The 22,593-nt window shown below is 66.0% G+C and carries 23 protein-coding genes; 6 read left to right on the top strand and 17 right to left on the bottom strand.

What is annotated here, in order from left to right; all coding sequences use genetic code 11:
• Nucleotides 1–326: 326 nt before the first annotated feature.
• Together JHD77_RS17255 and JHD77_RS17250 are read left to right on the top strand one after the other, a co-directional pair.
• Entirely contained in the window at nucleotides 327–518 is a 192-nt protein-coding gene (locus tag JHD77_RS17255) for a hypothetical protein (protein ID WP_003109112.1), read from the top strand.
• 100 nt (nucleotides 519–618) lie between these two features.
• Entirely contained in the window at nucleotides 619–840 is a 222-nt protein-coding gene (locus JHD77_RS17250; protein ID WP_003082243.1) for a VF530 family DNA-binding protein, read from the top strand.
• Nucleotides 841–843: 3 nt separating this feature from the next.
• On the opposite strand, the gene hcuB is transcribed toward JHD77_RS17250, so the two are convergent.
• On the bottom strand, nucleotides 844–1,992 hold the full coding sequence (hcuB, locus tag JHD77_RS17245) for a hydrophobic compound transporter HcuB (RefSeq protein ID WP_003082241.1): 1,149 nt from the start codon (nucleotides 1,990–1,992) through the stop codon (nucleotides 844–846).
• A 92-nt stretch (nucleotides 1,993–2,084) separates the two neighbouring features.
• Nucleotides 2,085–2,708, bottom strand: a complete 624-nt coding sequence (gene hcuA / locus JHD77_RS17240; RefSeq protein WP_003082239.1) for a hydrophobic compound transporter HcuA — start codon at nucleotides 2,706–2,708, stop codon at nucleotides 2,085–2,087.
• A gap of 112 nt (nucleotides 2,709–2,820) precedes the next feature.
• Between hcuA and JHD77_RS17235 the strand changes: the two genes are divergently transcribed.
• Nucleotides 2,821–3,531, top strand: coding sequence for an rRNA pseudouridine synthase (locus tag JHD77_RS17235; protein ID WP_003082237.1), 711 nt, complete (start codon nucleotides 2,821–2,823; stop codon nucleotides 3,529–3,531).
• A gap of 4 nt (nucleotides 3,532–3,535) precedes the next feature.
• On the opposite strand, the gene JHD77_RS17230 is transcribed toward JHD77_RS17235, so the two are convergent.
• The gene (locus JHD77_RS17230) at nucleotides 3,536–4,315 is read right to left on the bottom strand and encodes an AraC family transcriptional regulator (protein WP_003082235.1); all 780 of its coding nucleotides are present in this window, start codon (nucleotides 4,313–4,315) and stop codon (nucleotides 3,536–3,538) included.
• A gap of 89 nt (nucleotides 4,316–4,404) precedes the next feature.
• Between JHD77_RS17230 and JHD77_RS17225 the strand changes: the two genes are divergently transcribed.
• The 3 genes from JHD77_RS17225 to JHD77_RS17215 all read left to right on the top strand — a co-directional run bounded on the left by JHD77_RS17225 (nucleotide 4,405) and on the right by JHD77_RS17215 (nucleotide 7,787).
• Nucleotides 4,405–5,562: a multidrug effflux MFS transporter gene (locus JHD77_RS17225; RefSeq protein WP_003158219.1), complete on the top strand. Its 1,158-nt coding sequence runs from the start codon at nucleotides 4,405–4,407 to the stop codon at nucleotides 5,560–5,562.
• A gap of 116 nt (nucleotides 5,563–5,678) precedes the next feature.
• A complete protein-coding gene (roeA, locus tag JHD77_RS17220; protein WP_003082226.1) occupies nucleotides 5,679–6,875 on the top strand; it encodes a diguanylate cyclase RoeA in 1,197 nt (398 codons plus the stop codon).
• A gap of 198 nt (nucleotides 6,876–7,073) precedes the next feature.
• Nucleotides 7,074–7,787, top strand: a complete 714-nt coding sequence (locus JHD77_RS17215) for a TorF family putative porin (RefSeq protein WP_003086461.1) — start codon at nucleotides 7,074–7,076, stop codon at nucleotides 7,785–7,787.
• A gap of 4 nt (nucleotides 7,788–7,791) precedes the next feature.
• Here the strand turns inward: JHD77_RS17215 and fliJ are convergent, their stop codons facing one another.
• The 14 genes from fliJ to fliC all read right to left on the bottom strand — a co-directional run bounded on the left by fliJ (nucleotide 7,792) and on the right by fliC (nucleotide 22,567).
• On the bottom strand, nucleotides 7,792–8,235 hold the full coding sequence (gene fliJ, locus JHD77_RS17210) for a flagellar export protein FliJ (RefSeq protein WP_003082220.1): 444 nt from the start codon (nucleotides 8,233–8,235) through the stop codon (nucleotides 7,792–7,794).
• A 13-nt stretch (nucleotides 8,236–8,248) separates the two neighbouring features.
• Nucleotides 8,249–9,604 carry a flagellar protein export ATPase FliI gene (gene fliI / locus JHD77_RS17205; RefSeq protein WP_003086458.1) on the bottom strand — a complete coding sequence of 452 codons (1,356 nt, stop codon included), beginning with the start codon at nucleotides 9,602–9,604 and terminating at the stop codon, nucleotides 8,249–8,251.
• On the bottom strand, nucleotides 9,594–10,400 hold the full coding sequence (fliH, locus tag JHD77_RS17200) for a flagellar assembly protein FliH (protein ID WP_003082217.1): 807 nt from the start codon (nucleotides 10,398–10,400) through the stop codon (nucleotides 9,594–9,596). Before fliH ends, fliI begins: the two co-directional genes overlap by 11 nt.
• Before the next feature lies 1 nt (nucleotide 10,401).
• A complete protein-coding gene (fliG, locus tag JHD77_RS17195) occupies nucleotides 10,402–11,418 on the bottom strand; it encodes a flagellar motor switch protein FliG (RefSeq protein WP_003082212.1) in 1,017 nt (338 codons plus the stop codon).
• Nucleotides 11,419–11,423: 5 nt separating this feature from the next.
• A complete protein-coding gene (gene fliF / locus JHD77_RS17190) occupies nucleotides 11,424–13,220 on the bottom strand; it encodes a flagellar basal-body MS-ring/collar protein FliF (RefSeq protein ID WP_003109118.1) in 1,797 nt (598 codons plus the stop codon).
• 22 nt (nucleotides 13,221–13,242) lie between these two features.
• A complete protein-coding gene (fliE, locus tag JHD77_RS17185) occupies nucleotides 13,243–13,572 on the bottom strand; it encodes a flagellar hook-basal body complex protein FliE (RefSeq protein WP_003140591.1) in 330 nt (109 codons plus the stop codon).
• 246 nt (nucleotides 13,573–13,818) lie between these two features.
• Complete coding sequence (fleR, locus tag JHD77_RS17180) at nucleotides 13,819–15,240, bottom strand: sigma-54-dependent response regulator transcription factor FleR (RefSeq protein ID WP_003082202.1); 1,422 nt, start codon at nucleotides 15,238–15,240, stop codon at nucleotides 13,819–13,821.
• 4 nt (nucleotides 15,241–15,244) lie between these two features.
• Nucleotides 15,245–16,453, bottom strand: a complete 1,209-nt coding sequence (gene fleS, locus JHD77_RS17175) for a sensor histidine kinase FleS (protein ID WP_003109120.1) — start codon at nucleotides 16,451–16,453, stop codon at nucleotides 15,245–15,247.
• Between the two features lie 112 nt (nucleotides 16,454–16,565).
• Nucleotides 16,566–18,038, bottom strand: a complete 1,473-nt coding sequence (gene fleQ, locus JHD77_RS17170; RefSeq protein WP_003086448.1) for a transcriptional regulator FleQ — start codon at nucleotides 18,036–18,038, stop codon at nucleotides 16,566–16,568.
• A 281-nt stretch (nucleotides 18,039–18,319) separates the two neighbouring features.
• A complete protein-coding gene (gene fleP / locus JHD77_RS17165) occupies nucleotides 18,320–18,616 on the bottom strand; it encodes a pili length/flagellar attachment protein FleP (protein WP_003082194.1) in 297 nt (98 codons plus the stop codon).
• A 22-nt stretch (nucleotides 18,617–18,638) separates the two neighbouring features.
• A complete protein-coding gene (gene fliS / locus JHD77_RS17160; RefSeq protein ID WP_003082192.1) occupies nucleotides 18,639–19,019 on the bottom strand; it encodes a flagellar export chaperone FliS in 381 nt (126 codons plus the stop codon).
• A gap of 121 nt (nucleotides 19,020–19,140) precedes the next feature.
• A complete protein-coding gene (gene fliD, locus JHD77_RS17155) occupies nucleotides 19,141–20,565 on the bottom strand; it encodes a flagellar filament capping protein FliD (protein ID WP_003082190.1) in 1,425 nt (474 codons plus the stop codon).
• Between the two features lie 85 nt (nucleotides 20,566–20,650).
• Nucleotides 20,651–21,022: a flagellar protein FlaG gene (locus JHD77_RS17150; RefSeq protein ID WP_003082188.1), complete on the bottom strand. Its 372-nt coding sequence runs from the start codon at nucleotides 21,020–21,022 to the stop codon at nucleotides 20,651–20,653.
• Between the two features lie 78 nt (nucleotides 21,023–21,100).
• Nucleotides 21,101–22,567, bottom strand: coding sequence for a B-type flagellin (fliC, locus tag JHD77_RS17145; RefSeq protein WP_003112503.1), 1,467 nt, complete (start codon nucleotides 22,565–22,567; stop codon nucleotides 21,101–21,103).
• Nucleotides 22,568–22,593 lie beyond the last annotated feature (26 nt).

Below are 22,593 nucleotides of genomic sequence, written 5' to 3'. Positions count from 1 at the left end.
CGATATAGGTGAGATAGAGGCCCGGAGAACTTTCTCGCATCAACTAATGCAAACATTGGAATTCATGCCGGGATGCGCGAAGGGAGTTATCCACCTGGCGGTATCCTGCGTCGCCCGGGGTCGGCGGAACATCCAGCCGCGGAGACCTCGAGCAGTTCACCGCCGGATCGCCAATGCCGCAGCGCCTCGCTCGGGTATTGCCTAACGGACTTTATAGAAAACAGCAGGTTACGTCCGAAATCTGATCGACAATATTCAAGATGAAATAAAACGCCGCTTCGGTTATAATGAACGGCCATATTTAATGCAGAGACAGGTCCCCGGATATGGCCATCATGAAGAAAACCGTCGCGCCGAAAGCCGCCAAGCCGGCTCCCGCGGTCGAAACCCGCGAGTCCATCGAAGCGCAGGTCGCCGCCTTCCTCCAGGCCGGCGGCGAGATCCAGAAGATCGCCAAGGGCGTCAGCGGCCAGGTCTACGGCCCGTCGCGGCAGATCACCATCAGCAAGAAGCGCTGAACGCCCGCCCCTCGCCGGGGACTACGAAGGGGATGGCAGGCCGGCACGCAGATGTGCCACGCTCCATCCCCTTTTTCATTGCCTGAATCCCGAGCCCTTCATGCCTGGCCATCCCGATCCACTGCACGGCGTCACCCTGGAAAAACTGCTCACCGAACTGGTCGCCCACCACGGCTGGGCGGAGCTTGGCAAACGGGTCGACATTCGTTGTTTCAGGAACGACCCGAGCATCAAGTCCAGCCTCGCCTTCCTGCGCAAGACGCCCTGGGCCCGGGAAAAGGTCGAGGCGCTCTACGTCCAGCTCAAGCGCAACCAAGGCTGAAGGCTAGCGCGCCAACCCCAGGCGCAGCAATTGCCCGTCCTTCTGGTCGGTGAGCAGGTAGAGATAGCCGTCCGGGCCCTGCCGCACGTCGCGGATGCGCACCCCGAGATCGCCCAGCAGGCGCTCTTCGTGGACGATCCGGTCGCCATCCAGTTGCAGGCGGATCAGTTCCTGCGTCGCCAGCGCGCCGATGAACAAATTATGCTGCCAGGCCGGGAAGCGCTGCGCATCGTAGAACGCCATGCCGCTGATCGCCGGCGACTTCTCCCAGACATGGTGCGGCGCCTCGGTACCTTCGACGGCCTTGCCCCTGGCTTCGGGGATCGGCAGCAGGGTGTAGTTGATTCCATGGGTCGCCAGCGGCCAGCCGTAGTTCCCGCCGGCCTGGGGTATGTTGATCTCGTCGCCGCCGCGCGGGCCGTGCTCGTGGGTCCAGAGCCGGCCGGTCCAGGGATTCAGCGCGGCGCCCTGCTGGTTGCGGTGGCCATAGCTCCAGATCTCCGGCCGCGCGTCGGTACGGCCGACGAAGGGATTGTCCTTGGGAACGCCGCCGTCCGGATACAGGCGGACGACCTTGCCCTGCAACTTGTCCAGGTCCTGCGAGGTGCTGCGCTGGTTGTTCTCGCCGAGGGCGATGAACAGGTGGCCCTCGCCGTCGAAGACCAGGCGCGAGCCGAAGTGATGGCCGCTGGAAAGCTTCGGCAATTGCCGGAAGATTACGTGGAAGCCCTCCAGCCGTCGCTTGTCCGCCGATAACCGGCCACGTCCCGCCGCCGTTCCGGCGCGGCCGTCCTCGCCGGCCTCGGCATAGGTCAGGTAGACCAGCCGGTCCTCGGCGAACCCCGGCGACAAGGCGACGTCGAGCAGTCCCCCCTGGCCGCTGGCGAAGACCCTGGGTACGCCTTCCAGCGGCGCCGACAACTGTCCCTCGGGACTGACGAAACGCAAGCTGCCGGGCCGCTCGGTAACCAATATGCCCTGGTTGTCCGGCAGGAAGGCGACGGCCCAGGGATAGGCCAGACCGCCAACCACCGGGGTGACCTCGACGGCGCCCAGCTCGCTGTCGTGGCGACCGGCGTCCACCGCCTCGACCGACGGAGCGAGCAGCGCGACGGCGCTCAGCAGGATGGCATTCAAAGACAGGCCCGGCATGCGTTCTCTCCTTCCCCAAGCGAAAAACACCACTCTAGTCGCAGATCCGCCGCGCCTGGCGGTCCGCACACGGGCTGTAACAAACCCGCCCCTCAAAGCAAGGCGACCATTTCCTTGAGAGTCACCGCCCAGGTGCCCTTGGCATTGATATAGCGATAGCCGAACCGGGAACCATGCGCTTCGCTGGTGATCACCGCGTTCCAGGCCTGCCCGCGCGGCAGGTCGTGGGCCGGGTCGAGGAGCAGGAAGGCGCGCTCGCTCATGCCGATGGCCAGGCCCCAGTGGCGGATATCGCTGCCCTTGCGGCCGTGGAAACCGAGCACTACCGGAAAGCCGGCCTCCAGGTATTCGCGGGTGTGCCGGACCAACCTGCGCCCCTCGCCCTTGAGGGCGAAATGCTCGGTATCGTTGATCTCGGCCAGCAGCTCCAGCAGGTCGACGCCGGTGGTGCCGACGCGCAGCAGCGGGCCGTGCTGGTCCAGCGCCTTCATCAGGCGCCCGTAGCGACTGCGACTGTCGACCCGCTCCAGGCCCTTGGCCTGGCGCCGGCGCAGTTGGCCGCGGACCAGCATCGCCATGACCAGGCAGTAGGGCCCGCAGGCGCCGTCCATGTCGCCCTGGCGCAGATGGACCTTGTCGCCATGGACGTTGCACAGGCCGCCGCTGCCATCCTCGTCCAGGTCCCATTCCAGGCCATCGATCAGGCGTGACTGCATGAGGGTCTCCTCTCCGGTTCCTTAAGTTGGGACCGAGCGGGCGCCGAATCATTCCTCGGCGCCCATCGCCACAACGAGTAAACTGGCGGTCTTTCATTCCAGTAGCCTCGCCATGACCGACCCGATCCGCCTGTCCAAACGCCTCGCCGAACTCACCGCCTGCTCGCGCCGCGAAGCCGAGCTGTACATCGAGGGCGGCTGGGTCAGCGTCGACGGCGAAGTGATCGAGGAGCCACAGTTCAAGGTGCTCGACCAGCGCGTGGAGCTGCTGCCGGGCGCCCGCGCGGAAACGATCGAACCGGCCACCCTGCTGTTGCACAAGCCGGCCGGCTGGCGCCACGACGATTTGGAAGGCCTGCTCGCTGCGGGGCGGCGCTGGAGCGATGACCCCAGTCCCTTGCGAGCGCTGAAAAAACACTTCGCCCGCCAGCGTCCCACCCTTGCGCTGGACAGCGAGGCTTCGGGGCTGGTGGTGTTCAGCCAGCAGCACGGCGTACTGCGCAAGCTGGTGGACGACGGTGCACGGCTGGAGCAGGAATACCTGGTCGAGGTCGCCGGCGACCTGGCCGCCGGCGGCCTCGAGCGCCTGCGCCACGGCCTCGCCTACCAGGGCCGCAGGCTATCGCCGTGCAAGGTCAGTTGGCAGAACGAAAGCCACCTGCGCTTCGCCCTCAAAGACGTGCTGCCCGGCCAGTTGCGCTTCATGTGCGAAAGCGAGGGGCTGGAAGTGCGGAGCATCCGCCGCCTGCGCATCGGCGCGCTGTCGCTGGCCAGGCTACCGCTCGGCGAATGGCGCTACCTCGGCCTCCACGAACGCTTCTGAGCGCTCATTCGAGGCCACGCAGGGCGCGCCCCGGCGACTGCCCGCAGACCCGCCGGTACATGGCGATGAACGCGCTGTCGCTGGCGTAGCCCAGGGCGTGGGCGACCTCGGTCACCGAGCGGCCTTCGGCCAGGCGCCTCCGCGCTTCGAACAAGCGCGCCTGGGTTCGCCAGCGGGAGAAACCCAGGCCGGTCTGCTCGGTGAACAGACGCGCCAGGGTCCGCCCGCTGGCGCCGACCTCACGTCCCCACGCCTCGATGCTCCAGTCCAGCGCGGGTTGCGCCAGCAGCGCCTCGGCCACCTTCAGCGCCCGCGCATCGCGTGGCATCGGCAGGCTCGCGGCGTGTGCCGGCGCGCTCGCCAGTTCATCGAACAGTGCGCGCAACAGCGTCAGGTGCGGCCCTTCCAATTGCAAGTCGGCTGCCCAGCCGGTCATGCGCAGGATCAGTTCGCGCATTAGCGGCCCGACCTCGAGGACCTGGACGCTGTCCGGCAGCTCGGCGAACGCCGAGGGTTCGAAGTACAGGCTACGGTAGGCGAAGCGCCCGTGCAGGACCGTGCGATGCGGCACGCCGGCCGGCAGCCAGGCGGCCTGGAGCGGCGTCAATTGGCAAATGCGCTCGGCGAAATACAGCGTGACGCTACCGGCCGCCATGTACAGCAACTGCGCGCGCCGGTGGCAATGCCAGTCGCTGCGGTGGCCGGTGCTGTCGACCTCGAGGCCGACCACCGGGCAGCGGGCGAGATCGGGATCCTCGACCCGTTCGTAGGGATAGCGCGGCACCTTGTCCTCTTCGCGATGTTTTCCGTCCTGACCGCAGCATTCTGCCAGGCGCAAGCGACCTAGGCTTGGCTCTTTTTTCCGGAGCCATCATGCCTGACCGTCCTCGCCCTCCCCTGCTGCTGGTGCTCGCCCTGCTAGCCCTGCCGCAAGTCGCCGAAACCATCCTTTCCCCCGCGCTGCCGGCCCTGGCCAGCCACTGGCGACTGGACGACGCTACCAGCCAGTGGACCATGGCGCTGTTCTTCGTCGGTTTCGCCCCCGGCATCTGGCTCTGGGGCTGGCTGGCCGACCGCCTCGGCCGGCGCCCGGCTCTGCTCGGCGGGCTCGGCCTGGCGGCCCTGGCGACCTTCGGTGCCTGGGCCAGTACCGACTATTCCTACCTGCTTGCCTGTCGCCTGGTCCAGGGCCTCGGCCTGGCGACCTGCTCGGTGACGGTGCAGGCCAGCCTGCGCGATGTGCTGCAAGGCCCGGCGTTGATGAGCTATTTCGTCACGCTCGGCGCGGTGCTGGCCTGGTCGCCGGCAGTCGGCCCCCTCGGCGGCCAGTGGCTGGCCGACCTCGGCGGGCACCCGGCGGTGTTCGCCACCCTGGCGGTGCTGCTCGCCTCGCTGGCGGCGCTGGTCGTCCCGGCCTGGCCGGAAACCCGTCCGCTGCTGGCGGGCACGCCCGAGCCCGCGACCCTGGCGATCTTCCGACGGGTCCTGGCCGACCGCCCGCTACAAACGCGCGCACTGCTGGTGGCGGTGCTCAATGTGCTGGTGTTCTCCTTCTACGCCGCCGGGCCGTTCATGGTCGGCGACCTGCCCGGCCTGGGCTTCGGCTGGATCGGCCTGGCCATCGCCATTGCCGGGAGCCTCGGCGCCTTGCTCAACCGACGCCTGCCGCGCACCTGGAACAGCGCTCGCCGGGTACGCCTGGGCCTGGCGCTGGCGGCCGCCGGCGCGACAGCGCAGACGCTGTTGGCCGCCGTCGGATACGCCGAAGGCCTGTACTGGGCGCTGCCAGCCCTGCCGATCTTCATCGGCTTCGGCGTGGCGATTCCCAACCTGCTGGGTCCGGCGCTGCACGCCTACGACGATTGCCGGGGACGCGCCGGAGCCCTGTTCGGGCTCGCCTACTACCTGCTGATCGGCCTCGGACTGGGCGCATCCACCCTGCTACCGTTCGACCGTCCCTGGCCGCTGGCCGCGTACTGGAGCCTGCTGGGCCTGGTCGCACTGCTGCTGGCCAAGCGGCTGCCGGAATGAAAGCGGCGCCAGGTACGCCCGTGCAAACCGGACGACCGGCCCGGAAAGCCGGATAGGGCGGCCGTCGCGACGCTGCTATGCTGTGATGGCACAGCGCCCACGCGGACCCGCAGAACGTGGCCAGAACGACGCTCGAATCGATCCAGCACGCCATCGAGGTGAATTCGTCCCTGGCCCTTCCCATCGCCCTGGAGAATCTCTCGCGTCTGACCCACCTCGCGCTGCTGACCGTCCCCTTCAACCTGATCCACATCCTGGTGTTTTCCCTCAAGGACTTCCGCCCGGACCTCGGCCATCAGCTCTGGCGCCAGGAAATCATGTACGCCCATGGCGCCATGGCCCTGCTCTTCGGCGGCATCGGCCTGCTCGCGCTATGGCTGCGCCGCCAGCCACCCAAGCTGTGGCGCATGCGCCTGCTGATCCTGCTGGGCGGCGCAGGGATCATAGGCTTCGGCGTCGCCATCGCCTGCATCGACCAGCGCATCACCAGCAACATCACGCCGCTGCTGCTGGCCTGTTTCGCCTGCGCCATGTTCATCCTGATCCGCCCGGCCTACGCGGTGCCCTTCTACGGTCTGGCGATGCTGGCCTTCGAGGTGGCGATGGACCACGCCCAGGCCGACCCGCAACTGCGCCTGTCGAACCAGGCCAACGGCCTCACCGCGTTCGGCCTCGGCCTGCTGCTGTCGCTGATCCTCTGGCACGGCCACGTGCGCAACCTGCGCCAGCAACGCAAGCTGGAGTTGCAGCGGCAGGAGCTGGAGGAGAAGAATCGCCAGTTGGAGTACCTGGCCGGTCACGACCCCCTGACCGGCCTGTTCAATCGTCGCGAGTTCGACCAGTTGGTGCTCATGGAGCTCGCGCGCATCGCTCGCCAACCGCAGCCGCTGAGCCTGCTGATGGTCGACCTGGATCACTTCAAGTACATCAACGACCGCTATGGGCACCCCTTCGGCGACGAGGTCATCCGCCATGCAGCCAACCTGCTGCGCGGCAATACCCGTAGCAGCGACAGCGTGGCGCGCCTGGGCGGGGAAGAATTCCTCCTGCTCCTGCCCGACACCGCCGAGCAGCAGGCTCGCAGCCTTGCGGAAAAACTCCGCGAACGCCTCGAAGGTACCCCGCTGGCGACGCAGGACGGCGTGCTCTGCCTGACCGCCAGCTTCGGCGTGGCCAGCCTCGACGGAGGCGGCCAGGCCAGCTACGAGCAGCTCTACAGCGCCGCCGACCAGGCTCTCTACCGGGCCAAGAGCAGCGGTCGCAACCGGGTGGAAGTGATTCGCCTGGCCAGCCTCGCGGAAAGCCTGCGGTAACAATTGATCGGCCGGCCCTGACGAGCGGTCGGTCAGCCGCCCGAACCTTGGTTAAGATGGTCCGTGGCGCTCTAGCTCGCCGCTCTTCCTGCCCTTCCGACCTGCCCGACCTCGCCCGGCCCCATGCCGCGGCCTTGCCGTTGGCGTCGTGCGGGAAGACCGGCGCAGCGCCGTTGTCCGCATTACCAGGGGAGAACCATGCTCAAGCACCTGCTCGTGCTCACCTGTGCCCTGCTCGCCAGTTCCTCGGCCCTGGCCCAGGTGATGGCCCGCGACCTGGGCGATTTCGAACTCAAGCTGGCCACCAGTCCGACCCGCAGCATGGCCCAGGGCCTGGTCACCCCGGGCAGCTCCGGCAGTTTCCACGGCGGCCTCGACCTAAGCCACGAAAGTGGCTGGTACATCGGCAACTGGACCTCCAACCTCGACCCCGGCAAGCCCACCGAGATCGACTCCTACGCCGGCTTCAAGCGCCCGCTGAACAACCGCCTGGGCTACGAAATGGGCCTGATCCGCTACAGCCGCCCGGAGCAGCCGGCCAACGACGCAGCCGAACTCTACGGCGGCCTGTCGATCTTCGGCAGCCGGCTCGGCGCGGCCCTGAGCAGCGACCCGGGGCGCAACGACACCACCCTGTTCGCCGACCTCGGGGTCAACCCGCCGTTCGGTTTCGACGTCACCCTGAAGTACGGCAACCATCGCCTGGACAACCCGGCGAGCCTCAGCGGCGGGGGCTACGTGAGCGTCTTCAACGACTGGTCGGTGAACCTCTCGCGGCCCTGGCTGGGCATCGACCTGAACCTGTCCTACAGCGGCACCAGCCTGACCGGCAGCGATTGCAGCGCCTACTCGGGACACAACAGCTACTGCGACACCACATTCATGCTGAAGGCGTCGCGTCCGTTCTTCTGAGTCGTCAGTCGTCCTGGCGGCGGGTACGCTGGGCGAGTTCGTCGAGCTGTTTCTGCTCGCGCTTGTCCTCGGCCTGGCGCGCCTCTTCCAGGTAGCGCTCGACCAGCTTGCGCAGCCCTTCCAGGCGGGCGTATCTCTCCTGCCAGTTGAGCCGCGCCTTGTCCACCGCCTCGCGGTGCCAGGTCACGCTGTTGGCCTGCTGGGCGACGGCGGTCTCCAGTTGCGAGAGGAAGCGCTGGTAGTTCATCAGCCACTGGCCGCTGACGCCCTTCTGGCCCTGGCTGATCCATTGCTGCTGGTAGTCGTTGCGGTAGCGTTCCAGCTCCGCCAGCTTCTGCTGTGCCGCGAGCAATTGCTGCTGGCACCTGCCCAGCTGGGTCGCGGCATCCCGCTCGGCCTTGCTGGCCATGTCCACCACCGGCGCCAGCCGCGCCGCGCGCTTCTCCATGCCTCAGCGCGCCTCAGGCCTGCCCGCCGGCGAGCAGGCTCGCCAGCCGCGCACGGCTTTCCGCCAGGCTTTCGCTTTCGTCGAGGCCCTGGCGCAGGAACTGGCGCATGACCGGGAAGCGAGCGATGGCCAGGTCGGTCTCGGGATCGCCGCCGGCCACGTAGGCACCGACGCTGATCAGATCGCGACTCTGCTGGTAGCGCGACCAGAGCTGCTTGAAGCGCTGTGCGTCGCGCAGGTGCTCGGCCTCGACCACCTGCGGCATCACCCGGCTGATCGAAGCTTCGATATCGATGGCCGGATAGTGGCCTTCCTCGGCCAACCGCCGGGACAATACGAAGTGCCCGTCGAGCACGCCGCGAGCGGCGTCGGCGATCGGGTCCTGCTGGTCGTCGCCCTCGGAGAGCACGGTGTAGAACGCGGTGATCGAGCCGCCACCGGCTTCGGCATTGCCGGCGCGTTCCACCAGCTTCGGCAGCTTGGCGAACACCGATGGCGGATACCCCTTGGTCGCCGGTGGCTCGCCGATGGCCAAGGCGATCTCGCGCTGGGCCTGGGCGTAGCGGGTCAGCGAGTCCATCAGCAGCAATACGTTCTTGCCCTTGTCGCGGAAGTACTCGGCGATCCGCGTGCAGTACTGCGCGGCACGCAGGCGCATCAGCGGCGCGTCGTCGGCCGGCGAGGCGACCACCACGGAGCGCTTGAGGCCTTCCTCGCCGAGGATCTCGTCGATGAACTCCTTCACCTCGCGGCCCCGCTCGCCGATCAGACCGACGACGATGATGTCGGCCCTGGTGAAGCGGGTCATCATCCCCAGCAGCACCGACTTGCCCACCCCGGTACCGGCGAACAGGCCGAGGCGCTGGCCGCGGCCGACCGTGAGCAGGCCATTGATCGAGCGGATGCCGACGTCGAGAGGTTCGCTGATCGGGTGGCGCTTGAGCGGGTTGATCGTCGGGCCGTCCATCGGCACCCAGTCTTCGGCGCGCATTCCGCCCTTGCCGTCGAGGGCGCGGCCGGCGCCATCGAGCACCCGGCCGAGCATCGACATGCCCATCGGCAGGCGCCCGGTGTCCGGCAGCGGCACGACCCGCGCGCCAGGCGCGATGCCGGCGAGGCTGCCGACCGGCATCAGGTACACCTTGCTACCGGAAAAGCCCATCACTTCGGCCTCCACCTGCACCGGGTGGTAGCCGCTTTCGTTGATCACGTTGCAGCGGCTGCCGACCGCGGCCTGCAAGCCTTCGGCTTCGAGGGTCAGGCCGACCATGCGCAGCAGGCGGCCCTCGACCACCGGCTGCGCCGGCAGCGAGACAGCCTCGGTGTAGCCCTCCAGGCGCCTGGCGAAACTGGTTCGCTCAAGGCGCATCGACGTCTCCGGGGGCGTCGAGGTCGATCCGGATGTCGCTGGCCAGCGGATGGGTCGCCTGTTCGCGCTGTTGCTCGAACAGTTGCTTCACTGCCTGCGCCAGGCGCGTCTCGATGGTCGCGTCGATGCGACTGTGCTCGGTCTCGATGCGGCAGCCGCCGGGCAGCAACGAATCGTCCTCGAGAATCCGCCAGCTCTCTTCGTGGCGCTCGCGCAGCGCCTTGACCCGCTCGAAGTCCTGCGGGTTGACATGGATACGGATGTTCGCCGCGCCCATCGGCAGCAGCTTCAGAGCCTCGCGCAGGACCTGGCGGACATGGCTGGAGTCCATGTGCAGTTCGCGCTGGATCACTTGGCGGGCAACGTGGTTGACCAGGTTGACCATGCCCTGCTCGATCAGGGCGTCCTGCTCGGCGATGGGTTCCAGAAGCTGCGTCATCAGACGCTCGAGACTTTGCAGACGCTCCTTCAGCGCCTCCTCGGCTTCCTGCCGCGCCTTCAACTGGCCGGCGTGGAAACCGTCGCGCTCGCCGGTGGCGAAGCCTTCGTTGTAGGCGTCCTGGCGGATCGCCTCGATCTCCTCCAGCGTCGGCGGCTTGACGGTCTCCAGCTCGACCTCTTCCACCGCCGGCGGCGCCGGCGCGGGTTCGGCGACCGCGGGCACCTGCGGCGCGGCAACGGCCGGCTCGTCGCGCGGCTCGTCGAAGCTCGGCAACGACCAGAGGCCGAAGGCCGCCACGTCCTTGCCGCGGATCAGTTCGCTGGGATTGTCTTTGTCCTTGTCGTGGGGGACCACCTCAGATCATCTCCTCGCCACCCTTGCCGCCCAGCACGATATCGCCGGACTCGGCCATGCGCCGGGCAATGGTGAGGATTTCCTTCTGCGCACCTTCCACTTCGCTGACCCGTACCGGCCCCTTGGCCTCCAGGTCGTCGCGCAGCAGCTCGGCGGCACGCTTGGACATGTTCTTGAAGACCTTCTCGCGGATCGCCTCGTCGGAGCCCTTGAGCGCCAGCACCAGTACGTCCGAGGAGACTTCCCGGAGCAGCGCCTGGATGCCACGGTCGTCGACGTCGGCGAGGTTGTCGAAGACGAACATCAGGTCCTCGATCTGTCCGGACAGGTCTTCGTCGACCTCGCGGATCGAATCCATCAGCTGGCCTTCGATGGAGCTGTCGAGGTAGTTCATGATGTCCGCCGCGCGCTTGACCCCGCCCATGGTGGTGCGGGTGGCGTTGGAATTGCCGGCGAACTGCTTCTCCAGGATCAGGTTGAGTTCCTTCAGCGCCGAGGGCTGCACGGTGTTCAGCGAGGAGACGCGCAGGACGATATCCAGGCGCACCTTGTGGTCGAAATGGCTGAGCACCTCGGCGGCCTGGTCGGGATCGAGGTAGGCGACCACGATGGCCTGGATCTGCGGGTGTTCGTAACGGATCACGTCGGCCACGGCACGCGGCTCCATCCACTTCAGGCTGTCCAGGCCGCTGGTGCTGCCGCCGAGGAGGATGCGGTCGATCAGGTTGTTGGCCTTGTCCTCGCCGAGGGCCTGGGTGAGCATCTTGCGGATGTAGCCGTCGGCACCGACGCCGAGGCTGGTCTGGTCGCCGACCACTTCGACGAACTCGCCCATCACCTGCTCGACCTGTTCGCGATGCACGTTGCGCATCGACGCCATGGCCACGCCGACCCGCTGCACCTCTTTCGGTCCCATGTGCCGCAGCACCTGCGCCGCGTCGGTCTCGCCGAGCGACAGGAGCAGGATGGCGGCCTTGTCGACCTTGGTCAGTTTGGCGGCGAGACGATTCTCACTCATGGCGCTTACTCATCGGCGTTGATCCACTCTTTCACGACCTGGGCGACGCGGCCCGGGTCCTGTGCGACCAGGTTCTTGATCGCGTTCAATTGCGCATCATACCCCTCCGTGGGGCTCGGCAGGAGGATGCTCGACGGCCCGCCGATGCTCACCCGGTCGTCGGCCAGCGAGCCTTCCAGGCCACTCTCGCCCAGCGCCAGGTCGCCGTCGCGACCGCCGCCGCCGGCCAGCGACTTGCCCTTGCCGCCGCCGGTGATGTTGCTCAGCACCGGACGCAGCACACCGAACACCAGGACCAGGATGAACAGCACGCCGAGCACCTGCTTGACGATGTCCCAGAACCACGGCTGCGAGTAGAACGGAATGCTGTCGATCTCTTCGGCCTGGGCCGGGGCGAACGGCGCGTTGATCACGCTGACGCTGTCGCCGCGGCTGGCGTCGTAGCCCACCGAATCCTGTACCAGGCGGGTGAAGCGCGCCAGTTCGTCGGCGCTCCAGGGCTGGTGGCTGACCTCGCCGGTCTTCGCGTCGACCTTCATCTGGTCGTCCAGCACCACCGCCACCGACAGTCGGCGCAAGCGCCCCTGCTGCTGCTTGGTGTAGCTGATCGAGCGGTCCAGTTCGTAGTTGCGGGTGGTCTGGTCGCGCTTGTCGGTCGGGTACGGCGCCAGCTCCGGCTTGCCGGTCTTCGGATCGATGATGGTCTGGCCGTTGGCGTCCTTCAGCGGCTGGCCCGGCGCGACGTAGTCGGCCGGCGCGCTGGCGGTGGCCTGCTGCGGCGCGCTGGCCGGGCCCGGCGGCTGGTTCGACAGCGCCCCCGGCACGCCCTGCGGGCCGGACGAATTCTGCCGTTCCTCGTTGTTGCGTTGCTCGCTGCGCAGGGCCGGCTGGTCCGGGTTGTACATCTCCGAGGTCGACTCGACCGCGCTGAAGTCAACGTCGGCGGACACCTCGGCCTTGTAGCGACCGTTGCCCAGCACCGGTTGCAGGATATTGTGCACGCGCTGGGTGAGCAGGCCTTCCATGCGCCGGGTGAAGTCGAACTGCTTGCCGGCCATGGTCAGCTCGGAGAGTTCCTGCTGGTCGGAGAGCAGGTTGCCCTTCTGGTCGACCACGGTGACCTGCGACTTGTCCAGCTCCGGCACACTGGTGGCGACCAGGTTGACGATCGCCATCACCTGGCTCGGCTCCAGGCTGCGACCCGGATACAGCTCGACCAGCACCGAGGCGCTGGGCTTGCGGTCGTCGCGGACGAACACCGAACTCTTCGGGATCGCCAGGTGCACGCGGGCGGCCTTGACGTTGTTCAGGCTCGACACGGTGCGCGCCAGCTCGCCTTCCAGGCCGCGGCGGTAGTTGGTGGCTTCCATGAACTGGCTGGTGCCCAGCGCCTGTTCCTTGTCGAGGATCTCGAAACCGACGTTGTTGTCGGTCGGCGCCACGCCGGCGGAGGCCACCTTCATGCGTGCCCGGCCGAGGTCGTCGGCCTTGACCAGCAGCGCGCCGGAGTTGGGTTCGACCTTGTAGGGAATGTCCGCCGCGGTCAGCGCTTCCACCACACGGTTCGCGTCGACCCCGTTGAGGCTGCCATAGAGCGGCTTGTAGTCCGGCTGCTGGGACCAGAGCACGACGGCGAAGCCGATCGCCACGCTGGCGGCGAGACCGACCAGCAGGCCGATCTGGCGCAGCATGGTCATCTCGGAAAGGTTGTCGAGGAACGACAGTCCCGGGAAGGATTTCTTCAGCATCCCGGCACCGCCGCTCTTGGCGGGAACCTGGCTGTCGATCAGTGCATCGGCCATGAACTAGTTATCCTCGCGCCGCTCAGACCGGCATCTGCATGATGTCTTGGTAGGCCTGGACCAGTTTGTTGCGCACCTGGGTCATGGCCTGGAACGACACGCTGGCCTTCTGGCTGGCGATCATCACGTCGGTCAGGTCGACGCCGCTCTGGCCGACCTCGAAGGCGTTGGCCATCGCGGTGGAGGCCTGCTGGGTCTCGTTCACCTTGTCCACGGCCTGGGAGAGCATTTCCGAAAAGCTCGGCGCCCCCGCTTCGGCCGGCGCCTGAACCGGTTTGGCCTTGGCCATGGCTTCCATTTGCATGGAGCGCATTTCCAGCATCAGACGATTGAACTCGACACCCTGACTCATGACTCTTCCTCCAACAGCCGCGGCTTTTTTGACGCCGCCCGGCACTTTGCAGAGGAGTTAGCAACAAGGGTGCCAAGTCGACCCCAAGGCCCGGCATCGGCGTTCGCCGCCAATGCCCGCGACCGCTGCAGGGTCCGTCCCTGCTCCGGTTATCGGCAGGCGCGCACGCTCGAACAGCCCCGGGCGACGACCGGCGGCGGACGCAAAAGGCCCGCACGAGGCGGGCCTGGGGAACATGGCGAGCCCTCAGATGGCGTAGAGATAGGCCTCCACGTCCATCCCCGCGTCGCGCATCTGGGCGAGCTTGTAGCGCAGGGTCCGCGGGCTGATGCCAAGGCGCTCGGCGGCCTCCTTGCGGCGGCCGCGCTCGGTGCGCAGGGTATCGATGATCACCTGGAATTCGCGGCGGCGCAGGTCGTCGCCCAGCGCGCCGCTAGCGTCCTGGCCTGCGGCCGGCGACGGAATCTCGACGCTCGGCGGGGTGGCCGGTGGCATTGCCGGCATGGGCACCGGCACCGGGGCCGCGAGCGGCATACCGATCGGCGCGGTGAGGCACAGGTCGGCGGGCTGGATCAGGCCGCCCTGTTGCAGGATCAACGCACGCTGGATGGCGTTGTCGAGTTCCCGTACGTTGCCCGGCCAGGCATGCCGGACCAGGCACTGGGCGGCCTCGGGGCCGAGCGCCACCGCGCCGAGGTTCATCTTGCGGCTGTGCTTGCGCAGCAGACGCTCGGCCAGCGGCAGGATGTCCGCAGGGCGTTCGCGCAGCGGCCGCCAGGCCAGCGGGAAGACCGACAGGCGATAGTAGAGGTCCTCGCGGAAACGCCCCGCCGCGACTTCCGCCGCGAGGTCGCGGTTGGTCGTGGCAAGCACGCGGATATCCAGGTTGATCGGTTTGCGCGCACCGACCCGCTCCACCTCGCGCTCCTGCAATACGCGCAACAGCTTGGCCTGCAGGCCGAGGGGCATTTCCGATATCTCGTCGAGAAGAATGGTGCCGCCGTCGGCCAGCTCGAACTTGCCGGGCTGGGCGGCAATGGCGCCGGTGAAGGAACCTTTCTCGTGGCCGAACAGGGTGGCCTCGAGCATGTTGTCCGGGATCGCCGCGCAGTTGATCGCGATGAACGGCTTGCCGGCACGCGGCGATTGCTGGTGGATATAGTTCGCCAGGACTTCCTTGCCGGTCCCGGACTCGCCGGAGATCAGCACGGTGGAATCGCTGCGCGCGACCCGCGCGGCCAGTTCCAGCAACTGCCGGCTGGCCGGCTCCAGGGCCACCGGACCATCCTCCTCGCTGCCCGGCAACTGGCCCAGCGCATGGCGTGCCACCAGGTCGAGCAGCGCCCGCGCCTCGAACGGCTTGACCAGGTAGTCGGCGGCGCCCTGGCGCATCGCCTCGACGGCGCGATCGACCGCGCCGTAGGCGGTCATCAGCAACACCGGCAGGTGCGGGTAGCGTGTACGGATCAGGCCGAGCAACTGGTGCCCGTCCATGCCCGGCATGTTCACGTCGCTGATCACCAGGCTGAAGGCTTCGCGGGCCAGGACCGGCAGCGCCGCCTCCGCCGAGTCCACGGCGACGAACTCGTGACCGCCCAGCAGCAGGGTGTCGCTGAGGGCTTCGCGTAGTGCGCGGTCGTCTTCGACCAGCAGGACTTTGGCTGCCATGGGGTTACTCCTGAATCGCAGAAAGAGGCGCCGCCGGAATCAGCGGCAGGATCAAGGTGGCGCAGGTGCCGCGCCCCGGCCGAGAGCGCAACTGCAATTGCCCCTGGTGGGCGCGCGCCACGGCCTTGACCACCGCCAGGCCGAGCCCGGTACCGGTGGTCTTGGTGGTGAAGAAGGGTTCGCCCAGGCGCGCCAGGGTCGCCGGGTCCATACCCGGTCCGTTGTCGCTGACGCTGAGGCGCAGGCTGTCGGCGCGGGCATAGAGATGCACCTTCAGGCGCAGTTCGGGCCCGCAGGCCTGGATCGCGTTCTCCACCAGGTTGAGCACGGTGCCCACCAGGGTGTCGCGATTGCACAGCAGCTCGCCGCCGCGCGCCTCGCACTGCCAACGCACCTGGAGCCCCTGGACATGGACTTCGGCCGCCGCGCGCAGGCTGTCGAACAGCGCCTTCGGCGCCACCCGGTCGGTCAGTGGCAGCTCGCCGCGGGCGAACACCAGCATGTCGCGTACCTGATGCTCCAGTTCGTGCAGGCGCTCCTTCAGGCGCCCGGCGAAGCGTTGCTGCTGGTCGGTCGGCAGCGCCTGCTCGCTGAGGTGCCCGGCATAGAGCAACGCCGCTGACAACGGCGTGCGGATCTGGTGGGCCAGCGAGGCGACCATCCGCCCCAGCGCCGACAGGCGCTCGTGGCGCGCCAGTTGCTCCTGGAGACGGCGGGTATCGGTAAGGTCGTTGAGCAGGATCAGTTGACCCGGTTCGCCGTTCAGCGAGCGGGTGGCGATGGACAGGCGTCGCCCGTCGCGCAGGGAAATCTCGTGACCGTCATCCTCGCGCGGAGCGAAGCAGCGGGCGATCACCTCACGCCAGAGCATGCCCACCAACGGCTCGCCAAGCAGGCCCAGGGCCGCCGGGTTGGCCTCGCGGACCACGCCATGGGCATCGATGACGATGACGCCGCCGGGAAGCAGGTCGAGCAGGCTCTGCAAGCGGTTCGCCAGGCGCTCCTTTTCCGCCAGCTCCTCCATGCGCTGCGCGCTGACCAGGGCCAGTTGCCCTTTCAGCTCGGTAACGCGCTCCTCCAGCAGGCTGTAGGACTCGCTGAGCTGGCTGGACATCTGGTTGAACAGCGCGAAGGCCTGCTCGAGGCCGGCGCGGCTGGTGGCCTCGGCCGTATCGGCTGGCTGCTCGGGGAAGGCGTTGAGGGCTGGTTGCATTGCGTTTCTCTCGGTCGGCGCGACGTCATGGTTCTGTCGGTCGACGGAGATATAGCAATACCCGTGCCTAAATTTTTTTCATTTGTAAATCAAAGCGTTGCGAAACGACCTGTCAATCATCCGACAGGTCGTCGTCGCGCCGGCTCATGCCGTACTTGCGCATCTTCTCCACCAGCGTGGTGCGACGGATGCGCAGGCGTTCGGCGGCCCGCGCGACCACTCCGCCGGCGTCGTCGAGGGCCTGCTGGATCAGGCCCTGCTCGAGGTTGGCCAGGTAGTCCTTAAGGTCCAGGCCTTCGGCCGGCAGCATCGCCGGCGCGTCCATTCCCGGCAGCCCGGCGTTGATCGCCGCGCGCTCTTCCAGCTCTTCGCGCAGGCTGCTGGCGAGTTGCTCGTCCTCGTCGTCGACATGGCGGAATTTCTTCGGCAGTTCGCCGACCCCGATCACCCCGTAGGGATGCATGATCGCCAGGCGCTCCACCAGGTTCGCCAGTTCGCGGACGTTGCCCGGCCAGTCGTGGCGGCAGAGCGACATGATCGCTGCCGAGTTGAAGCGGATCGACCCGCGCTTCTCATGCTCCATCCGCGAGATCAGTTCGTTGAGCAGCAGGGCGATGTCTTCCACCCGCTCGCGCAGCGGCGCCATCTCGATGGGGAATACGTTGAGGCGGTAGTAGAGGTCTTCGCGGAAAGTGCCGTCCTCGATCATCTTCTCGAGGTTCTTGTGGGTCGCGGCGATGATCCGCACGTCGACGTTCTGCGTCTTGTTGCTGCCGACCCTTTCGAAGGTGCGCTCCTGCAGCACGCGCAGCAGCTTGACCTGCATCGGCAGCGGCATGTCGCCGATCTCGTCGAGGAACAGGGTGCCGCCGTTGGCCAGCTCGAAACGTCCGGCACGACTGGTGATGGCACCGGTGAAGGCGCCCTTCTCGTGGCCGAACAATTCGCTTTCCAGCAGTTCCGCCGGGATCGCCCCGCAGTTCACCGGGACGAAGGGCCCCTCGCGGCGCTTGGAATGGTAATGCAGGTTGCGCGCCACCACTTCCTTGCCGGTGCCGGACTCGCCGAGGATCAGCACGCTGGCATCGGTATCGGCGACCTGCTGCATCATCTGCCGCACCTGCTGGATCGCCCGGCTGGTGCCGACCAGGCTGCGGAACAGGTTCGGCTCGCGGGAACGGCCGCGCTCGCGGGCCTGGTCGTACATCTCGCGGTAGACCTGGGCGCGATGCAGGGAGTCGAGCAGCTTGTTGTAGCTGGGCGGCATCTCCAGGCTGGCGAGCACCCGGCGGCGCAGCTCTTCCGGCCAGTCGGCCGGGGCCGGCTCGCCGATCAGCAGGATCGGCAGGTACTCGTCCCAACTGGCCAGCTGCTTCAGCAGCTCTACCGCCCCGCCCTTCGACTCGACGCTACCGAGCAGCACGCACAGGGCTTCGCGACTGTTGCTCAGGCCCGCCGCTACCTCTCGCCAATCCTCGCTGTTGCAGGTCAGCTGATCTTCGCCGAGGAAGTTGAGAATGACTGCCAGGTCGCGACTGCGATCGAGATTGTCGTCAATCAGCAAGAGTTTGGTTTCGCGCCACATTTTGATCAGCTGCCTTGCATCGAATGGGTCTCGCTCGACCCGAAAGAGGGCTGGGACTAATGCCTATTTCTAATAAGCAGCCAGCATTTGGCCACTAGTTAAGTCAAATGTGAACGATTAGTCAATTTTATGGCGTGTTTTTTTTGCTGTTTCCGACAGGGAGAGGCAATAAAAAACCCCTACAGACCGCATGGAAAGCAGTACTGGCAGGGGTTTTGGGGGATATGTAAATTTTTCCGAAAAGCCTTGCGCCAAAGTAACGGCACAAAGCCATGAAAAACTTATCCGAACATCTGGTAGACCTTGGCGCCTTTACTCGCACGCTGCAGACCGGTCAGCTCCGCACCGATCGCTTCGCGCTGCTGCCGGCAAGCGCTGAGCATATCGTTGTACAAGCTGAGCAACTGCTCCAGGCTCACGCGCAAGGCCTGCTCGTCGCGCTCGTCATCATGCATGGCCTGGTCGATCTTGACCTGACAGACCTGATCCAGCTCACCGATGGCATCCCAGTTGCCGGCCTGCAACGCATCGGCCAGGGCGAGTCGGGTTTCATCCAGTTGTTGCGTGGCTTGGCTCATAACCGATCCCTTTACATCTCTTTCAGTGCGAAATACCGTCCCAACCGGACTTCACTTCCAACAACAGGGCGCTGACTTCGTCTAGCAGGCTGGTATCGTTGCTGGTATTGGCCTCGACCAGACGAGCGATCATGTACTCGTAGAGACGATCCAGATTGCCGGCCAGCTCGCCACCACGCTCGCTGTCCAGCGCTTCGCGAAGGCCGCCGATGATGCCGATGGCCTTGCCGATCAGGATCCCCTTTTCCGGGATCTGCTCCCGCTCCATCGCACCACGCGCCTGGGCCAGACGCTCCAGACCACCCTGCATGAGCAGTTGGATCAGACGGTGCGGGTTGGCATCGGAAACCTGAGCCTCGATGCTGACCTGCTGGTATTGCTTCATCGCTTTCATCGCGTACATGGACCGCTCCCAGTGGGCTTCGCTATGACCAAGTTATCGGCAAGGAGCGCGGGAGCTTTACGGTGGGCGGGAGGTTTTTTTGCCGGCGATACGGCCTTGGGCCGCACCGCCAGCCAGCGGATCAGGTCTTCTTGCCGCTGCCGTAAGGCAGGCTGGCGAGGTTGTCCGTGATGCTCTTCTGACGCTTGGTCATTTCATCCTGCATCGCGGAAAGCAGGTTGAACTGAGTGGTCAGTTTCTCCTGCAGCGCCGCCAGCCGCTTGGCCAGATCAGCCTTCTGCGTGTCGACGTTGCTGAGGGTCTTCTGCAAGGTCGTGGTGCGCTGGTCGAGAATCCCCTGGGCGTCGGTGTAGGGCTTCATCTTATCGCCCAGGCGCTTGGCCAGGCCGGTATCGCCGGTGAAGTAGCTGGCAACGCCTTCGAAGTCGGCGCTGATCGCCTTGTCGAGCTTCTTCTCGTCGATCTCCAGCGTACCGTCCTTGGTCGTGGTGATTCCGAGGGCGGCAAGGTTGCGTACGCTGCCGTTCTCGTTGGAGGCGATCAGTTCGCTGCGCATGGTGTTGACCAGCGCACGGACGGAGGCATCGCCGAGCAGAGCACCAGTGACCGGATTCTTGTCTTCGCCGACCTTGGTCACCACGGTCTGTTCGTTGATGAACTTGGTGAGGGTGTTGTAGGCCTCGACGAACTTCTTGACGTTGTCCTTCACCCCGGCATCGTCCCGGGAAACAGTCAGGGTGATCGGCTTGCCGGCTTCGGTGACGGCTTTCACGTCGAAGCTGACGCCGTCAATGACGTCGCTCACGCTGTTGGAGGCGATGCTGCGCTTGAGGCCGTCGACGGTGATTTCACCGTTTGCCGCCTTGGTCACGTAGCCGGCAGCGGCGCCGTCGCTGAGCTTGGGAGCCGTCGCGGGATCGAAGGCCAGTTGACTGAGCGACGTATTGCCGCCGCTGCCGTCATCGCTGACCTCGACCTTGATGTCCTTGCCGTCGCCGGTCTTGGTGCTGCTCAGCACCAGACGCGAGCCGGAGTTGTCGGTAATGATGGTGGCGCTGACGCCCGCTTCCTTGCCGGCCTGATTGATGGCGTCACGCATGCCGGCCAGCGTGTTGTTGCTGGAGTCGACGGTGATCGCCGGCAGCTTGGTGTCGCCGACGGAGATGTTCAGCGTACCGCTGTTGAACTTGGCATTGGCCGGGTCGGCGATGGCCTGGAGGGCAATCTTGCTGCTGGTGGCAAGGCTGTTGACCTGGATCTGGTAGGTGCCAGCCACCGCGCTCTGGGTGGCGCTCGCCTTGAGAATGTCTTCGTTGGAAGACTTGGCGGTGCGCGCCATGAACACAGCATTGCTGTTCAGCGCCGTGAGCGCCGTCTGGAACGCGCTGATCGCACTCTTGAACTGGCCCAGGGCAGTGAGACGAGTAGTGGTGGTCTTCTCCAGGGTGGCGAGCTGGTTGGTCTTAGCCGCGCCCTCCAGGTTCACCATCTTGTTCACCAGATCGGTGTAATCGGTCGAGCCTACTCCTATCGAGATACCGGCCATAATCCATCTCCGTCAAAAAACCGTGCATGTACTGCCCTATCCCTTCGATAGGGCAAGCACCATGCCAAGTCGTTCAACCCGCGCGTCAGGCGCGGGTTTCGAACAGGACACTGCGTACGTCGTCGAGCCGGGCGGCAAGTTTTAGTACTTCTTCGGAAGGGATTTGCCGCACGACTTCGCCCGAGTCACCGTCGATCACCTTGACCACGACCTGGCCAGAGGAGTCGTCGATGCTGAAGTTCAAGTTGCGCTTGACGCTCTGCACGAAAGACTGGATGTCGCTGACGGCGAGCCCCAGGTCATCGCGAGATTCGCTGGCCTCCCGGGAAGCCGTCACTTCCGGCAACGGTTTGCCGCTGCCATCCGCTGCGCTGCGCGGCGCAAAGATATCGCCGCTGGCCTCCGGGGCCCTGCCGGTCTTGAACGTAGAAAGGGAAGTGATATTTCCGACGTCCATTTCTCATGCCTCGCAAAGGGAAAAGGGAGGAAGGGTCACCCCTTCCTCCCAGTACCGCGTGAGTGACCGTTCCCGGGCTTAGCGCAGCAGGCTCAGGACCGCCTGCGGCAGCTGGTTGGCCTGGGCCAGGATCGCGGTACCGGCCTGTTGCAGCACCTGATTCTTCGACAGCGCCGCGGTTTCGGCAGCGAAGTCGGTGTCCTTGATGCGGCTACGAGCGTTGGTAGCGTTTTCCGAGATGTTGGTCAGGTTGTCGATAGTGTTCTTGAAGCGGTTCTGAACAGCACCGAGGTCAGCACGCTGGGCGTCGATCGCAGCCAGGGCGTTATCGACTACCGCGATGGCGTTCTGGGCGCCGTCGGCAGTGGAGATGTCGACGCTGGCAACGCTGCTCTTCTGCGCGGCGCTGGCGTTGCCGAAGACCTGCGAAGCCTGGGTGCCGGTACCGCTGACCGAGTAGGCGGTCGGCGAGTTCAGTTGCACGTAGCCGGTCACGATGGTGGTGGTAGCGGCAGTACCGGCAGCTACCACGTTCTTGGCGGCCGCTTCGAACTTGCCGTCGGAACCCTGGACCTTCACTGCGACCTGACCGGCAGTAGCGGTACCGGTCTGCGCACCGAACTTGACGTTCTCGCCGGTAGCGGAGGTGATGGTCAGTACACCCTTGTCGTTGATGCTGGCAGTGATGCCCAGCTTCGACGAGTTGGAGTTCAGTTGGTCGGCCAGATCCTGAGTGGAGGTCACGCCTGCCAGGCTCACGGTGTTGCTGCCAACGGTTACGTCGAAGTTCAGCGAACCACCGGTCACGCCGCTGACATCAGCGGTGAACACGGTACGGGCACGAGCCGACAGGTTCGGGATCGCACCGTCCATCTTCTCGGCGATGGCCTTGGCGCTATCGCCGGCGGCGATGGCGATGTTCTTCACCTGACCGCCACCGACCAGGTTGACGGTGCCCGAGGCGATGCCCGAAGCGGTCGCGGTGCCCGCTACGCTGGCGACGGTACCCGCGCCGTTGCTGCCGACCTGGTAAGAACCGATGGCGCTGGCAGAGGCATTCTGCAGGCTGATGTCAATGGTCTCGTAGGCGTTGGAACCGACCTGGAAGCTGGTGGTGCCGAAGGAGCCGTCGAGCAGCTTGCGGCCACCGAAGGTGGTGGTATCGGAGATACGGGTCAGTTCGGCCTGTTGCGCAGCGACTTCTTTCTGCAGGGCGGCACGGTCGGCGTCGCTGTTGGAGCCGTTGGCGGATTGCAGGGCCAGGTCGCGGATACGCTGCAGGATATTGGTGGACTGCTGCAGGGCACCTTCAGCGGTCTGCGCCAGGGAGATGCCGTCGTTGGCGTTGCGGGTGGCAACGTTCAGACCGCTGATCTGGTTGGACAGGCGGTTGGAGATCTGCAGGCCGGCAGCATCGTCCTTGGCACTGTTGATGCGGTAGCCGGTGGTCAGACGCTGCAACGAGGTGTTGAGGTCGTTGGAAGAAGCATTCAGGTTGCGCTGAGTGTTCAGGGAAGCAATGTTCGTGTTGACTGTAAGGGCCATGGTGATTTCCTCCAAAGGACCTATTT

The sequence above is a fragment of the Pseudomonas sp. P20 genome, assembly GCF_016463925.1.
Lineage (GTDB): Bacteria > Pseudomonadota > Gammaproteobacteria > Pseudomonadales > Pseudomonadaceae > Pseudomonas > Pseudomonas aeruginosa.
Note: the sequence above shows the minus strand (reverse complement) of the source record. Positions and strands in the feature narration are given on the sequence as shown.